The organism is Polaromonas sp. P1_F9, from assembly GCF_056405615.1.
On record NZ_JBFUBT010000002.1, the window covers coordinates 91764 to 107750 of the forward strand.

Below are 15987 nucleotides of genomic sequence, written 5' to 3' on the forward strand. Positions count from 1 at the left end.
GCAATCCCCGCTGAATCAGCCTCGCTACGGATTCCAGCGCTTCCAGTACTCAAGTGCCACCCGGTAGGTGTTCATCTGCACCTGCACGGTTTCGTCGATGTTGATTCCATAGCCACCCGCCATGGAAAACGCCAGTGGGATGCGGCGCTGCCAGGCCCAGTCGAAGACGCGCCGGTCGCGCGCCTCCAGACCGTCAAAGCTCAGGGCCAGCCGTCCCAGCCGGTCGCCCACGTATGGATCGGCGCCCGCCAGAAACAGCACCAGCCCCGGCTCAAAGCACCGCTCCAGCTCGTCAAGCGCATGCTCCAGCGCCTGCAGATAGGTTGCATCGCCGCAGCCGTCCGGCAAGTCCACATCGAGGTCGCTGGCTTCTTTTCGAAACGGGAAATTCTTTTGCCCATGCAACGAAAGCGTGAACACGCTGGTGTCCGCGGCAAAGATGCTGGCAGTGCCGTTGCCCTGGTGCACATCCAGATCGATGATAGCGACCTGCAGCGATTTGCGCTCGTGGCGGTGCAGCCGCGCCCACTCCGCCTGCATGAGCCTGGCGGCCACCGCCGCATCGTTGAAAACGCAGAAGCCGCCGCCTTTGTGGGCATACGAGTGATGCGTGCCTCCGGCCAGGTTGGCTGCAACGCCCTCGCCCCGTCTGCCCCCTGGCCCCATTGCCACGCGGGCCGCGGCAACGGTAGCGCCGGCGGAGCGGCGCGCACGCTCAGCCATGCCGAGGCTCCAGGGGAAGCCGATCTCGCGCTGCGCGGGCGCCGGCAAAGTGCCGTGCGTGATCGCGTCTATATAGGCGGGCGTGTGAACAAGTGCGAGCTCCCCATCGGTGGCGGCCGGTGCCTGCGCCATTCGAACGGCCGGCAGTTCGTTGACCAGGCGATCGCGCAACAACCGGTACTTGGCCATGGGAAAACGGTGCCCAAGCGGCAGCGGCAATACGAAGTTGTCGGCGTAAAAAGCTTGCAAGATGAGAAGCGAGGAAGGGTTTCAACGATTGTGGCCCGAAGCGGCAGCAACCGTCATGTAGTACCGAGCGCGGGAAGTCGTGGACTTTTGGATACTTTTGCACTCTGTTTTCGGAGTACAAATAGGGCTCGACATCTAAAATGGTGCAGTGCAACAAAAACTGCTTGCAATGCCTCGGCCAATGCCTATACTTGGGGTCATGTTGCAGTGCAGCAATTCAGCGCAAAGCAACTATTGACCCGACGACTCATTAACTTATATCTGGAGATTAATTATGCTGACCGCTGAACAAATCATGGCCTCCCACAAAGCCAACATCGAAACCCTGTTTGGTCTGACCCACAAAGCCTTCGAAGGCGTTGAAAAGCTGGTCGAACTGAACGTGCAAGCCACCAAGGCTGCCCTTGCCGAAACCGCCAACCACGCACAAGCCGTGATGGGCGTGAAAGACGCGCAAGAACTGATGGCCCTGCAAGCTGGCCTGGTTCAGCCCCTGGCTGAAAAGACTGCTGCTTACAGCCGTCACCTGTATGACATCGCTTCGGCTGCCGGTGCTGAACTGGGCAAGACCCTTGAAGGCCAAACCGCTGACGCACAAAAGAAGTTTGTCGGCTTGGTCGACAACGCCGCCAAAAACGCACCCGCCGGTTCCGAAACCGCCGTTGCCGTGATGAAGAGCGCTGTTGCTGCTGCGAACAACGCATTCGAATCCATGCAAAAGGCTGTCAAGCAAGCCAGCGAAATGGCTGAAGCCAACTTCAACACCGTGGCTGCATCCGCAGTGAGCGCCACGAAAACCGCCTCCAAGAAGCGTTAATTGTTATTCATTGTTCCCGCATTTCTGCGGGAACGGCCGGAGCCTGATCCCGGAACCTTGCGTAACAGCACGATTCCAGACCGCTTGTCTCCTCGGATCCATCCGAAATTCATTTTCACGGATCCAGTTAAGCCCAATCGCAAGATTGGGCTTTTTTTTGCCTGGCGCATCCAGATTTAAGCCATTCAGGCGATTTACCCAATGAGAACAAGCGCTGACAGCTATCAAAACAATAGCAACTACCTTGCCATCGCCACCCCCGCAGCGGCCAGTTTTATCTTCAGCTGGGGCAGCGCGGCCAGCATGGCCGCACGGCCTGAATCGATGGCGCGTTGCCGCGCAGAGAAGTCGGCGCTTTTCAGACCCGTAAGCGACGGACGGACCACGACGTCAGCATCCTTGAGCTCGTACTGGTTGATGCTTTTGCCCATGATGGCAAAAGTCTGCAGCAGGATTTGCAACGTATCGCCGGCGAGGTTGGCTTCGGGCGGGCTGGAGATGTCGACCGCAATCACGACGTCAGCGCCCATCTGCCTGGCAAAGCGCACAGGCACCGGTGAGACCAGGCCGCCGTCCACATACTCGCGGCCGTTGATCTTGACGGGCACGAACACGGCCGGTACTGCACTGGATGCGCGCACTGCGGTGCCGGTATCGCCGCGCTGGAACAGCACGGCCTGGCCGCTGTTGAGGTCGGTGGCGACGATGCCCAGCGGAATGGCCATGTTTTCCATCAGCCGGTTGGCCACAAGGTCGTTGACATAGCGGGCCAGCGCGTCACCGCGGAACATGCCGCGGCCGACGATCGGCAGCATCCAGTCGGTGATGGCAACTTCCTCCATGTTCAGCGCGGTCTGCTGCAACTGCGCGCTGGTCTTGCCGCTGGCATACAGCGCCGCCACCAGGCTGCCGGCCGACGTGCCGACCACCAGCTGCGGCTTGAGCCCGGCCTCCTCCAGCACGGCGATCACGCCCACGTGTGCAAAGCCGCGTGCGGCGCCCCCGCCCAGCGCCAGGCCGATGCGCGGCGGCTTTCTGGCGGTCTCTGCCGGCAGTGGCGCCGCGGGTGCGCCCGGACCGGGCGGCGATGTGGTGCAGCCAGCAAACAGCGATAAACCCGCAGCCAGGCAGAAGCCCGCCAGCCAGTCGGGCCCTCGTGAAGGCTTGCGCAACGTAGGGGGACTACCAAGAATGATTCTTATTTGCTTTATCATGGCCGGGCTTTAAAAATACCAGTAAGGAAGTGGAAAGTTATGTACAAAAAAGTGGTTCTCTCGTCGCTGATGCTGCTGGCAGGCTTGGCTTCGGCCCAGGAACAAGTGGTCAACTTGTATTCTGCCCGCCATTACCAGACGGACGAAAAGCTCTACAGTGACTTCGCCAAAGCGACCGGCATCAAGGTCAACCGCGTGGACGCGGACGACGCCGGCATTTTGGCGCGCCTCAAGGCTGAAGGCGCGGCCTCTCCCGCCGACGTGATTTTGCTGGTCGACGCCGCCCGCCTGCACAAGGGCGATGTGGACGGCCTCTTCAAGCCCATCAAATCGACCGCCCTCGAAGCTGCCATCCCGGCCAAGCTGCGCGCCAAGGAAACTGCCGAAGGCACGACCTGGTTCGGCTTCTCGACGCGCGCCCGCGTTGTGGTGTTCGACAAGCTCAAGGTCAAAAAAGCCGACGTGGATACCTACGAGGAGCTGGCTGACCCGAAGAACAAGGGCCTGCTGTGCACCCGTTCGGGCGCGCACCCCTACAACCTGTCGCTCTTCGGCGCGGTGACCGAACATCTGGGCGAAGCCAAGGCCGAGCAATGGCTCAAGGGGCTGGTCGCCAACATGGCGCGCGACCCCAAGGGAGGCGACAGCGACCAGATCAAGGCCGTGGCCAGCGGTGAATGCGGCATTGCGCTGACCAACACCTACTACCTGGCGCGCATCATGCGTTCCAACGCGCCTGAAGACAAAGTCGTGGCCGACCGCGTCGGCGTGGTCTTCCCCAATCAGGACAGCTGGGGCACGCATGTGAACATCGCCGGCGCGGCCGTCGCCAAGAACGCCAAGAACACGGCCAATGCCGTCAAGTTCATGGAATACCTGGCCAGCCCGAGCGCGCAGGAGTACTTTGCCAATGGCAACAACGAGTGGGCCGCTGTGCCCGGCCTGGGCGTGAGCAACCCGGCGCTCAAGGCCATGTCCCCTTCGGGCAATGGCAGCTTCAAGTCTGAAACCATCCCGATCAGCGCGGTGGGCAACAACCAGCTCAAGGTGCAGCAGATGCTGGACCGCGTGGGCTACAAATAAGCCAGCGCTTCACTTTTTGCAAAAAAGCCTGGCTGCCGAAAGGCGCCGGGCTTTTTTATGCCCCGCGCATGCGCCATAATTGACGTTTACGTTAACGTCATGTCGCCTTCACGCGTAGAAGTGCCTTGGCCGTTGCGCAACCTATTCAAAATCTCTTCATCTTTCATCAAGGAACCACCATGGAAATCGCAGGCAAGGTATTTATCGTCACCGGCGGCGCATCGGGCCTGGGTGAAGGCACGGCACGCATGCTGGTGGCCAATGGCGCCAAAGTCGTCATCGCCGACATGCAGGCAGACAAAGGCGAGGCCATCGCCAAGGAGTTGGGCGATGGCAAAGCCGCTTTCGTCAAATGCGACGTAAGCCAGGAAGCCGACGGCCAGGCCGTGGTGGCCAAGGCGGTTGCCATGGGCAAGCTGATGGGACTGGTGAACTGCGCCGGCATTGCGCCCGCCGAAAAAACCGTGGGCAAAAACGGCGCGCACGGCCTGGGCGCATTCAGCAAAACCATCACAGTCAATCTGGTGGGCAGCTTCAACATGATCCGTCTGGCAGCCGACGCCATGTGCAAGAACGACCCGGAAGCCACCGGTGAGCGCGGTGTGCTGATCTCCACCGCCTCTGTGGCAGCCTACGACGGCCAGATCGGCCAGGCGGCCTACAGCGCCTCCAAGGGCGGCATCGTCGGCATGACCCTCCCGATCGCCCGCGACCTGGCCCGCAACGGCATCCGCAATATGACCATCGCGCCCGGCATTTTCGGCACGCCCATGCTTTTTGGCATGCCGCAGGAAGTGCAGGACTCGCTGGCCGCGGGTGTTCCCTTCCCCTCGCGCCTGGGCACGCCGCAGGACTACGCGCGCCTGGCCAAACACATCATTGAAAACGACATGCTCAATGGTGAAGTCATTCGCCTGGACGGCGCGATCCGCCTTGCACCTCGCTAATCTGCTTTTGGCGATTTCAAGCCTCGGGGTGCAGCGCTGCCAGCCGTTCGGTCAGCAACGCTGAGAACCGCTCGATCACCTCGTTGACGCGAGCCGGCACATAGCGCCGGCTCGGCACCACGGCATAGAGCGGCGCCGGCTCACCCAGGTAACCCGCGAAAAGGCGCACCAGCTTGCCGCCGGCCAAAGAGGCCATGAGGTCGATCTCGGACTGGTAAACAATGCCCCGCCCTTCCAGCGCCCACTGCAGTGCAATAGAGGCGTCGTTACAGGCCAGCGGCCCGGCGACGCGCACCTGAAAAGGCGCGCTGGCCTCTCCCTGCAAATCGAATTGCCACTGATCCTGCCGGCGCTCGCGCACGTGGCAGACCAGGCAGTCGTGTTGCGCAAGCTCACAAGGCTCCAGAGGGGTGCCGCGGCGCACCAGGTAATCGGGGCTGGCGCAGGCCACGCGCCGGGCCGGCGCCAGCAGGCGCGCCGAATGGGTCGAATCCATCAGCGGCCCGTTGCGCAGGGCGATGTCTATACCCTCCCTCACCAGATCCACACGCGCGTCACTGATTTGCAAGTCGATTTCAATGCCGGGATGGGTGCTGGCAAATTCGGCCAGCCAGTAGGCCAGCATCTCGCGCGCCAGCATGGCAGTTGCGGTGATGCGTATGCTGCCCGTGAGGCCAAACGTACCGGCGCGCACCTTGGCCTGGCCTTCAGCCACCAGCTCGAGCGCACGGCGCGCATGGTCGACCATGACCGCGCCTTCGGCGGTGGGCCGCACGGCGCGCGTGGTGCGCTCAAAGAGGCGCACACCCAGTGAAGTCTCCAGCCGCTTGATCGCCGCGCTCACCGCCGCAGTAGACAGCCTGCAGCGCTTGCCCGCACCCGTGAGGCTGCCGGTTTCTGCCGTGGCCAGCAATACGCGCAGGGTATCGAGATTGTCAAATTCCATGGAAGAGTGATTTCTCCGAAACGCCATTGTGGGGTGCAGGGTGGCTCGATATATTTGCCAGCGGGCACGAGACCTGGTCCAAAGCCCCATGACAACCCATAACGACATTCAAGGATATCCCATGAGACACGCCTTCCCGGCGCTGGCAGCCACCGCGCTGCTTGCTGCCTGCGCCAGCAGCCCCTCCTCCTTCACCTACCAGGTCCCCGCCGATGAAGTGGCGCGCGGCGCCAAGTACATGCAGCCCGAAGGCTCATCGGGCTTCACGCCCAAGCCGGGTTGGGCCACGAAGAAATTCGCCGTCGCCGCGGCCAACCCGCTGGCCACCGATGCCGGTTACCAGATCCTCAAGGCCGGCGGCTCGGCGGTGGATGTCGCCATTGCCGTACAGATGGTGCTCACCCTGGTCGAGCCACAGTCCAGCGGCATCGGCGGCGGCGCCTTCATGCTGCACTACAACGGTAAAACCGTCGAAGCTTTTGACGGCCGTGAAACCGCGCCAGTCGCCGCCGACGAAAAACTCTTCCTCGGGCCCGACGGCAAACCCATGGCTTTTTATGACGGCGTGGTCGGCGGCCGCTCCGTCGGCACGCCCGGCACGGTGCGCATGCTGGAGATGGCCCACAAACAATACGGCCGCCTGCCCTGGGCCCAGCTCTTCGTACCGGCGATTCAGCTCGCCGAAGGCGGCTTCAAGGTCAGCCCGCGGCTCAACACCTTGCTCAAGGGTGAAGTGCATCTGAAGAAGGACGCCACCGCCGCAGCCTATTTCTACAAAGCCGACGGCAACCCTGTCGATGTGGGCTCTGTGCTGCGCAACCCGGCATTGGCCGACGTACTGCGGCAAATCGCAGCCAAGGGCTCCAGTGCGCTGCTCGAAGGCAAGGTCGCACAGGCCATCGTCACCAAGGTGCAAGGTCACGCCACCAACCCCGGCAAGCTGGCCTTGGCCGACCTCGCCGGCTACCAACCCAAAAAGCGCGACCCGATCTGCTCTGACTACAGCGCGGCCGGCAAGGCCTACCGCCTTTGCGGCATGCCGCCGCCCAGCTCGGGCGCGATTGCGGTCGGGCAAATCCTCGGCATCCTGAACAACACACCGGCCGCGTCGCTGGGCCTGGTCACTGGCACCGGCGGCGTTCCCGGCACCGTGTCGCCTACGCCCTCGGCTGACTGGCTGCACCTCTACACCGAGGCCTCGCGCCTGGCGTTCGCCGACCGTGCCCAATACCTGGGTGACCCTGATTTCGTGCAGCCCCCGGGCGGCAGCTGGATGAGCCTTCTCGCCCCTGCTTACCTCAGCGAGCGCGCCAAATTGATCCAGCCCGCCGGCCCGAGCATGAAAACCGCCAAGCCGGGCGTTCCAGGCGCTGTCGCGACCGCCTATGCGCCCATGCCCGACCAGCCCGAATACGGCACCTCGCACATCAGCATCATCGACGGCTACGGCGATGCGATTGCCATGACCACGACGATTGAAGACCAGTTCGGCTCACGCCTGATGACGGATGGCGGCACCGGCAAGGCCGGCGGCTTTTTGCTCAACAACGAACTCACCGACTTCAGCTTTGCCCCGACAGATGCCGAAGGCAAGCCCGTGGCCAACCGTGTGCAGGCCGGCAAACGCCCGCGCTCGTCGATGGCCCCCACGCTGGTGTTTGACAAAAACTCCGGCCAGCTCGTCATGAGTGGTGGCAGCCCCGGCGGCGCGCTCATCATCCACTTCACCGCCAAGACGCTGTATGCCACGCTGAACTGGGGCCTCAACGCCCAGCAGGCGATCGACCTGCCCAACTTCGCCTCACTCAACGGCCCGAGCATCCTGGAGGAAAAGCGCTTTTCGCCGGCGACCGTCGAAGCGCTGCGAAGCCGTGGCGCTGAAGTGCGCGAACAGACCATGACCAGTGGTTTGCAGGCGATCCAGAGAACGCCACAGGGCCTTTTCGGCGGTGCAGATCCGCGGCGTGAAGGACTGGTGCTGGGCGACTGAAGCTGTTCTCTAGTCCAGCCGCATGGGCTTGGCAGGCTGGTCCTGCCGAGCCGGGCTCAGGCGTTCGTATTCTGAAATTACCTGCGCGCCCAGCAGCAGCAAGGTCGCGGCCACTTCCAGGCTCAGCAGCACCAGAATGGACGTGGTGAGGGAGCCGTAAACCAGGCCGACCTGCGACAGCGTGGAGAAGTACCACACCAGCAAATGGCGCGTCAGCTCCCAGAGCAGCGCCGCTGTGACACCGCCCAGTAGCGCGTGCCGCCATTGCAGCCGGCCCACCGGCATCACCATGTACAGCGAGGTCAGCAGCAGCACCTCCACCGTCAGGCCCAGCAGGTACAGCAGCACACCGGAAAACCCGCTGAGCGACCATTCAAGACCCAGAAAGTCCACGCTTTTTTCACCGAGCGCCTGCAGGCTGCCCGAGACCAGCGTCACCAGCAACAAACCCAGCCCCACAAACACGATGTAGCAATACGGCAGAACGGCAGACACCAGGAGATGGCGGCGGCGAATCGCCACGCGGTGCAAAAAAATAACCGACATCGCGCTTTCCAGCACCGTGAAAGCCAGTGAACTGAAGAACAGCATCGTGGCCAGCAGGACCCAGCCCAGTACTTCCCGGTGAGCCAGGAAGTTGGCCAGCTCTGCGGTGATGAATCCACCCTGGCCAGGCGCGAGCCATCCGATGTAACGGCCCAGCGCCTGCAGCAACGCGTCCTGCGCTATGACATGTGACAGCGCAATTGCGACAAGAATCAGGAGAGGCACGATGGACAGCAGCGCGTAATAGGCCACGGCGCCGGCCAGCAGCAAGCCCTGGTTGGCGCGAAAGCCCTTGAGCACCCGCAGCGTGAAAGCGCCGGGATGGCTGAAAACATAGGCAAGGTTGGGCGCAAGCTTCATCGGAAGGCCCCGTTTCCGGGGCTGCAGGGAAAAGCCCATGATGGACCGCCAAAGCGCCCCACCCTGCCGCCAGATGCCTCCAGTGCATGTCAGCCCAGCGCCCATGTCCCCTCAGGGCTATCGGCGCAGACCCGCCCCGCCGGGGCGCGTGTGCTAAATTGACCCCCCCTCTTTCCACCCCATGGCCATACCCCAAACATTCATCCAGGAGTTGCTCGCGCGTGCGGACGTCGTGGACATCGTGGGCCGCTACGTACAGCTCAAAAAGGGCGGCGCCAACTTCATGGGCCTGTGCCCCTTCCACGGCGAAAAGTCGCCCTCCTTCAGCGTCAGCCCCTCCAAGCAGTTCTACCACTGCTTCGGCTGCGGCAAGAACGGCAACGCCATCAGCTTCTTGATGGAACACGGCGGCATGACCTTTGTCGAAGCCGTCAAAGACCTGGCCCAGCAATACGGCCTGCAGGTGCCTGAAGACGATGTCTCGCCACAAGACCGCGCCCGCGCCGCGCAGATGCGCGAGCAGCAGGCCACGCTCACCAGCGTGCTTGAAAAGGCCGGCGTCGCCTACATCAAGGCCCTGCGCAATTCCGAGCGCGCCATTGATTACTTCAAGGGCCGCGGCGTTTCGGGCGAAGTCGCCAAGACCTTTGGCCTGGGCTATGCGCCCGAGGGCTGGCGCAGCCTGGCCAGCGTCTTTCCGGATTACAACGACCCGCTGCTGGTCGAAAGCGGCCTGGTCATTACAGGCGAGCCCGGCGACGAAAATGCCGCCGGCGAAGCCAAGCGTTACGACCGCTTTCGCGACCGGGTCATGTTCCCCATCCGCAACGTCAAGGGTGAATGCATAGGCTTCGGCGGTCGCGTCTTGAGCGACGAAAAACCCAAATACCTGAATTCACCCGAAACCCCGGTTTTCAGCAAGGGGCGTGAGCTGTACGGCCTGTTCGAGGCCCGCACCGCCCTGCGCGAACACGGCTACGCCCTCGTCACCGAAGGCTATATGGACGTGGTGGCCCTGGCCCAACTGGGGTTTGCCAATGCGGTGGCAACCCTGGGCACCGCCTGCACGGCGGATCACGTGCAAAAGCTGTTCCGCTTCACCGACTCGGTCGTCTTCAGCTTTGACGGCGACAGCGCCGGCCGCCGCGCCGCCCGCAAGGCGCTGGACGCCGCCCTGCCCTTTGCCACCGACGTGCGCACCGTCAAGTTCCTGTTCCTGCCGGCCGAGCACGACCCCGACAGTTACATCCGCAAGCACGGCCAGGAAGGTTTCGCGGCTTATGTCAGCAAGGCCGTGCCGCTCAGCCGCTTCCTGCTGGAAGCCGCCGCCGAGGGCTGCGATCTGGACACCGCCGAGGGCCGCGCCCACATGGCCAGCAATGCGCGGCCGCTGTGGAGCCTGATGCCTGATGGCGCATTGAAGCGCCAGCTGTTGGCTGAAATTGCCGACAGGGTACTGATTGACAGCCGCGAACTGATGCAGCTTTGGCAGCCTGCGACCTCCAAGGGTGGCTATAAAAATAATAGCAGCTTGCGCATTTCCAATAAGGGCCAGAAGCCGGAATCATCCTCAACATCAGGCGCTTCCCAAGACATGTCTGGCCCCGCGGACTATCTGCCGGATTTTCGCGAGGAGCCCGATTACACCTCGTCCGAGCCCTCTGGCAGCTATTTCCCCCCGGCATCGTCAACGACGGGACGCGGCTTCGGCGCGCGGGCTCCACGCCGCGTGGCTGGCCGTATCCTGCCGGCCAGCCGTGAAGACCGCGTACTCAGGTTGCTGCTGACCGAGGCCCAGACCTGGGACCGGCTCACCACTGAAGAGCATCATTTGCTGGTCGAACTGCCTGAGCCCCACGGCCCGCTTTTCATCTGGCTGGAGAGCCAGTTGCATGAGCACGGGCCCCAGCCGTGGGCCGCCTTGCGCGAAGGGCTGCGAGGCCACCCCCACGAAAGACATGCCGCAGCGCAGATCGCACAGATTCCCGAAGGCATCGAAAGTGACTGGGATGAGGTTCGAAGCATCCTGGACCAGCTCCTGCGCCTGCACCGCCAGCGCGAGATGAGCGAACTGGCCGCCCGGGCCGCCACGGACCCGGCCGCCCGGAAGCGCTACCAGGAACTGGCCGCCAGCCTCAAAAACGCCGCCGACCCGACCCGCTGAGCCCGCCCGGCCCGGGAAAAATACCTGTTTCTAGGCCCAAAAAATCGCCCAAAAAACAGGCAACAGGGTATAATCCGACTTTTGACGGCAAGCGCGACAGCAGCACCTCCGGCCCGGCCACCCCGAAACTTCGGGGAACTCACAGATGAGGCGGCCACTTCCCCCAGGGAATCTCCGCAAGGACTGCACACCAAATGTTCGCCCAAACAGCTTGCCCGGAAAAATAAACCGCCACGTGCCTTTGGCATTGCCCGGCCTGTTTTTCCGCCCTCTCGTTTTGACTCTGAATCCTTGTCACCGTGCCTGTGCTTTGTACAGGCGCCAAGGCGCATTTTTGTTTACTGGTAGCTGATCGATATTTAGAACAATTCCCGACAACTGGAGGTCCCATGCCTACTGCCAAGCCGAAGAAGCCGAGCACGTCCAAGAAGCCCCAAAGCGCACAGCCGAAAGCTGTCGCAAAGCCCAAAGCTGCAGCTCGACCCGCAGCCAAGCCTCCAGTCAAAGCCGCCGCAAAGCCTGCCGCCAAAAGCGGCAAGGTTGAAAAGCCGGGAAAACACGCCATATCTGTCAAACCCAGCAAACCCAATGCTCCGGTGAGCAAAACTCCCTTGAAAACCGCGAAATCCGCGATTTCCGATTTGCCCCTGAAGAAAGCCCCCGCCGTGCCGACCAAGTCCAGTCCCGAAGCCAAGCCCCTCGCCGCCCCTACCGACGTGCCCGTGAAGAAGAAACCCGGTCGCCCGCCCAAGAACCCGGCGGCCGAAGGCAGCGTGCCCGCCGCCACCACCGGCGCCAAGCGCGGCCGCAAGCCGAAGAACGCAGCCGGGCCGATCAAGACGGGGGAAGACCTCGACATGTCTGATATTGAAGACGATCTGGTCGGCGAACCCATCGCGGAAACGACCGAGAAGGTCAAACCGCTGCGCATGAAGATCAGCAAGGCGAAGGAACGCGCCCTGATGAAGGAATTCGGCCTGGACGAAACCGTCCTCTCCGAAGAAGACATGCTCAAGCGCCGCCTGCGCCTGAAGACCCTGATCAAGCTCGGTAAAACCCGCGGCTACCTCACGCACGGCGAAATCTCCGATCACCTTCCCGACAAGCTGGTCGATGCTGAAACGCTGGAAGTCGTGGTCAACATGCTCAACGACATGGGCGTGGCCGTGTATGAGCAGGCGCCTGACGCGGAAACCCTGCTGCTGAACAACACCGGCCCTACGGTTGCGACCGAAGAGGAAGCCGAAGAAGAAGCCGAAGCCGCCCTGTCGACCGTCGACAGTGAATTCGGCCGCACCACCGACCCGGTGCGCATGTACATGCGCGAGATGGGCACGGTCGAACTCTTGACGCGCGAAGGCGAAATCGAGATCGCCAAGCGCATCGAGGGCGGCCTCATGAAGATGATGGAAGCCATCTCGGAAAGCCCCGCAACGATTGCTGAAATCATGCGCCTGGGCGAAGAAATCCGCGAAGGCAAGATCGTCATCTCCACCGTGGTCGACGGCTTTTCCAACCCCAACGAAGCCGACGACTATGTGGCCGAAGAAGACTTCGACGAATTCGACGAAGAAGACGACGACGACGGCAAGGGCGGCTCCAAGGCCCTGACCAAAAAGCTCGAAGAACTCAAGAAAGAAGCGCTCAGCCGCTTCGACAAGATCGCCACCCTGTTCGAGAAGGTCCACAAGACCTACGACAAGGAAGGCTACGGCACACCCACCTACGTGAAGGCGCAAAAAGCCCTGAGCGACGAGCTGATGACCGTGCGCTTCACCGCCAAGACCATTGAAAAGCTCTGCGACATGCTGCGCGGTCAGGTCCTGGACGTGCGCAAGAAGGAGCGCGAATTGCGCCGCATCATTGTCGAGAAATGCGGCATGCCGCAGGAAGTCTTCATCAAGGACTTCCCACCCAACCTGCTCAACCTCAAGTGGGTTGAAAAACAGGTCGCGTCCGGCAAGCCCTGGTCGGTAGTGATGGCGCGTAACGTGCCGCCCATTCAGGAACTGCAGACCAAACTGGCCGAACTGCAGGCCCGCGTTGTGGTGCCGCTTGGTCAGCTCAAGGACATCAACAAGCGCATGAACGAAGGCGAGTCCAACTCGCGCGACGCCAAGAAAGAAATGATCGAGGCCAACTTGCGCCTGGTGATTTCGATCGCCAAGAAGTACACCAATCGCGGCCTGCAGTTCCTTGACTTGATCCAGGAGGGCAACATCGGCCTGATGAAGGCCGTCGACAAGTTCGAATACCGCCGCGGCTACAAGTTCTCGACCTACGCCACGTGGTGGATTCGCCAGGCGATCACGCGCTCCATCGCGGACCAGGCGCGGACCATCCGCATCCCGGTGCACATGATCGAAACCATCAACAAGATGAACCGCCTGTCGCGCCAGCACTTGCAGGAATTCGGCTTCGAGCCGGACGCCAGCATCCTGGCCGCCAAGATGGAGATTCCTGAAGACAAGATCCGCAAGATCATGAAGATCGCCAAAGAGCCGATCTCGATGGAAACGCCGATCGGTGACGATGACGATTCGCACCTGGGCGACTTCATCGAAGACAGCGCCAACACCGCACCGCTGGAAGCCGCGATGCAGGCCGGCCTGCGGGACGTGGTGAAAGACATTCTCGACAGCCTGACGCCACGTGAAGCCAAGGTGCTGCGCATGCGCTTCGGTATCGAGATGTCGACTGACCACACGCTGGAAGAAGTCGGCAAGCAGTTCGACGTGACACGCGAACGCATCCGCCAGATCGAAGCCAAGGCGCTGCGCAAGCTCAAGCACCCTTCGCGTTCGGACAAGCTGCGCAGCTTTATCGATACGCTGTAAACGCGCTTGCTCCTCTCAAAAGCCCGGCCTCCAAAAAGGCGCCGGGCTTTTTTACGCCTGATCAAAACTCAGGGCGCCGTCAGTCCCACTTTGCGCACGAACGCATCGAGCGGCACCGACCACATTTTTCCGCCGTAGGTCAGCAGTGAATGCCCGTCATGTCCCTGCACCGGGCCGGTCTGAACGAACTGCGTATCGCTGCCGCCGACCTTGAAGGCATCGTGCCATTCGCGGGGCGCCTCGGCTCCCCAGAACTGGTCGTTTTCGGCGTAGAGCCACAAGTTGGGCACCTTGACCAGCTTGCCGAGCTCGCCATAGGTTTTGCCCATGTTCTCGGGCTTGCAACTCCTGGTTGGAGAGTCCTCAGGATTACCCCCTGAGCCGCCCGCGAAATTGACGGCGCCGACGACGCCCGGCAGGTTGAGCGCCGCAACCGACACCGTCGTCATGCCGCCCACTGACTGTCCTTCCAGCAGCGCCCTGTCCTTGCGCACCCAAGGCTGCTGCAGCGCCCATTGATGCAGCGCGACCACCGTCTGGCCCGCGTGGCTGGCCACACGCGTGAAGTCGGGGTCGCCGGTGCAAACCTTGCCGCTCCACCGGATGCCGGAGTCCTCCCTGTCGGTGCCCCCGGTGTCCCCATATCCTGGCCGTACCGGGGCAACCACGGCAACACCCTTGCGAAGCCAGTAGTTGGCGTGCCCGACCAGCACCGGATACTCAAGCTTGGCCCTGTCAACACGCGACGGCGCCCGACCGTGGGAAAAGATCACCAGCGGAAACGAACCTTCGCCCGCGGGCTTGTAGAGATGGGTGACAACCTCATACTGTTTACCGTCGATCTGCAGAGGCAGTTTGACGATCTGCGGCGGCACGCGCTCGGGCTGCTGCGCCCATGCGGGCATGCCAGTCGTCTGCGCCACCCACACCATACCAAACATCCACGCCAGTTTCCACCATCGCATGCTCAGCTCCTTGCTTGTTGCCGGAGCATTTTGACATGCGGAACGCACTTGCCTAAGAAGTGCTGAAGCGGTAGAGCGTGCGGCCCTGGCGGCTCTGTCCCGGCTCATGCACGGCGGAAGGAAATGCCGGCACATTGGGTGCGTTGGGGTAGCCCTGGGGCTCAAAGCACAGGCTTTGCTGCTGCGCGTACTGCCTGCCGCCCTTGCCCGGCCCGCCAGCCAGCGGCTCGCCTGCCACAAGACCGGTGTAGAACTGCATGGTGGGCTCTGTCGACCAGACTTCCATCACCCGCCCGCTAATGGGTACACTCACGCGCGCGCATAGCGCCAGATCTTCATCACTGGCGGCAGAGCGGTCAATCTCAAAACAGTCGTCATACCCGGCGACGAGGCCGATACCGGCCTCGGCTTGCAAGCCGCACACGCGCGTGTTCAGCACGACCGGCTTGCGCAAATCAAACGGCGTTCCTTCCACCGGCAGCAACCTGCCTGTCGCGATGAGGTCAGGCGCCATCTCGAAATAGCGGCTGGCGCAAATCGTGACCTCATGCTCCAGTGCGTTACGACTTCCCGCGCCTTCGAGATTGAAAAAAGCATGCGTGGTGAGATTGGCTACCGTGGGGGCATCCAGCGCGAGCGCCTCATAGTCGAGCACCAGCTCGTTCGCCTCGGTCACGCTGTAGGTCAAGCGCAGCGCCATCGTGCCCGGAAAGCCCTCTTCCCCATCGGCAAACACATAACGCATTTCAACGCTGGAATCACTACGCTGCACTGCATCGAATACCCGAAAACGCGAGCCTTTCACGCCGCCATGCAAGCAGTGGAGGCCGTTGTTGGCGGCCAGCACATGCTCCTTGCCACCCAGCGTGAAGCGCGCATGGCCAATACGGCCTGCATACCGCCCGATGAAAGCCCCCACCGAGGGCGCTCCGCCGATCGCGCCGTCGATGCTGTCGTAACCCAGCACCACGTCGTCAAAGCGGCCATCGCGGCCCGGCACCAGTACCTGCTCGATCTTTGCGCCGTAGTTTGTCACGCACACAGTCATGCCTTGACCGTTGCGCAGCGTGAACAACGCGGTGAACTTGCCGTCGATCTCTCGTACAAATCGTGCGGGGTCAAGCAGCATGGCAGTGTCTGACGTCT

General features: G+C 62.3%; 13 protein-coding genes. 6 read left to right on the top strand and 7 right to left on the bottom strand.

Going from position 1 to position 15987, the window contains the following annotated elements; all coding sequences use genetic code 11:
* Positions 1-24 precede the first annotated feature (24 nt).
* Positions 25-972 carry a histone deacetylase family protein gene (locus AC1DYR_RS05535; RefSeq protein WP_477704207.1) on the bottom strand — a complete coding sequence of 316 codons (948 nt, stop codon included), beginning with the start codon at positions 970-972 and terminating at the stop codon, positions 25-27.
* A gap of 271 nt (positions 973-1243) precedes the next feature.
* Here AC1DYR_RS05535 and AC1DYR_RS05540 point away from each other — a divergent pair, with 271 nt between their 5' ends.
* Complete coding sequence (locus AC1DYR_RS05540) at positions 1244-1789, top strand: phasin family protein (RefSeq protein ID WP_457279775.1); 546 nt, start codon at positions 1244-1246, stop codon at positions 1787-1789.
* A gap of 239 nt (positions 1790-2028) precedes the next feature.
* Here the strand turns inward: AC1DYR_RS05540 and AC1DYR_RS05545 are convergent, their stop codons facing one another.
* Positions 2029-3003 carry a patatin-like phospholipase family protein gene (locus AC1DYR_RS05545; protein WP_477704208.1) on the bottom strand — a complete coding sequence of 325 codons (975 nt, stop codon included), beginning with the start codon at positions 3001-3003 and terminating at the stop codon, positions 2029-2031.
* 39 nt (positions 3004-3042) lie between these two features.
* Between AC1DYR_RS05545 and AC1DYR_RS05550 the strand changes: the two genes are divergently transcribed.
* Both AC1DYR_RS05550 and AC1DYR_RS05555 read left to right on the top strand, forming a co-directional pair.
* Complete coding sequence (locus AC1DYR_RS05550; protein WP_477704209.1) at positions 3043-4086, top strand: extracellular solute-binding protein; 1044 nt, start codon at positions 3043-3045, stop codon at positions 4084-4086.
* A gap of 179 nt (positions 4087-4265) precedes the next feature.
* On the top strand, positions 4266-5033 hold the full coding sequence (locus AC1DYR_RS05555; RefSeq protein WP_477704210.1) for a 3-hydroxyacyl-CoA dehydrogenase: 768 nt from the start codon (positions 4266-4268) through the stop codon (positions 5031-5033).
* Between the two features lie 16 nt (positions 5034-5049).
* Here the strand turns inward: AC1DYR_RS05555 and AC1DYR_RS05560 are convergent, their stop codons facing one another.
* Positions 5050-5979 (bottom strand): LysR family transcriptional regulator, encoded by a 930-nt coding sequence (locus AC1DYR_RS05560; RefSeq protein WP_477704211.1) that lies wholly within the window; start codon positions 5977-5979, stop codon positions 5050-5052.
* Positions 5980-6100: 121 nt separating this feature from the next.
* On the opposite strand from AC1DYR_RS05560, the gene AC1DYR_RS05565 reads away from it, so the two are divergent.
* The gene (locus AC1DYR_RS05565; RefSeq protein ID WP_477704212.1) at positions 6101-7969 is read left to right on the top strand and encodes a gamma-glutamyltransferase family protein; all 1869 of its coding nucleotides are present in this window, start codon (positions 6101-6103) and stop codon (positions 7967-7969) included.
* A 9-nt stretch (positions 7970-7978) separates the two neighbouring features.
* On the opposite strand, the gene AC1DYR_RS05570 is transcribed toward AC1DYR_RS05565, so the two are convergent.
* A complete protein-coding gene (locus AC1DYR_RS05570) occupies positions 7979-8875 on the bottom strand; it encodes a YihY/virulence factor BrkB family protein (protein WP_477704213.1) in 897 nt (298 codons plus the stop codon).
* 181 nt (positions 8876-9056) lie between these two features.
* On the opposite strand from AC1DYR_RS05570, the gene dnaG reads away from it, so the two are divergent.
* Positions 9057-11039, top strand: coding sequence for a DNA primase (dnaG, locus tag AC1DYR_RS05575; protein ID WP_477704214.1), 1983 nt, complete (start codon positions 9057-9059; stop codon positions 11037-11039).
* A gap of 139 nt (positions 11040-11178) precedes the next feature.
* Here dnaG and AC1DYR_RS05580 read toward each other — a convergent pair whose 3' ends face one another.
* On the bottom strand, positions 11179-11715 hold the full coding sequence (locus tag AC1DYR_RS05580) for a hypothetical protein (protein WP_477704215.1): 537 nt from the start codon (positions 11713-11715) through the stop codon (positions 11179-11181).
* Here AC1DYR_RS05580 and rpoD point away from each other — a divergent pair.
* The gene (gene rpoD, locus AC1DYR_RS05585; RefSeq protein WP_477704216.1) at positions 11705-13876 is read left to right on the top strand and encodes an RNA polymerase sigma factor RpoD; all 2172 of its coding nucleotides are present in this window, start codon (positions 11705-11707) and stop codon (positions 13874-13876) included. The two genes, AC1DYR_RS05580 and rpoD, sit on opposite strands and share 11 nt — an antisense overlap.
* Positions 13877-13944: 68 nt before the next feature.
* Here the strand turns inward: rpoD and AC1DYR_RS05590 are convergent, their stop codons facing one another.
* Positions 13945-14841 carry a dienelactone hydrolase family protein gene (locus AC1DYR_RS05590; RefSeq protein WP_477704217.1) on the bottom strand — a complete coding sequence of 299 codons (897 nt, stop codon included), beginning with the start codon at positions 14839-14841 and terminating at the stop codon, positions 13945-13947.
* Between the two features lie 52 nt (positions 14842-14893).
* Entirely contained in the window at positions 14894-15970 is a 1077-nt protein-coding gene (locus AC1DYR_RS05595) for an aldose epimerase family protein (protein WP_477704218.1), read from the bottom strand.
* Positions 15971-15987: the final 17 nt, after the last annotated feature.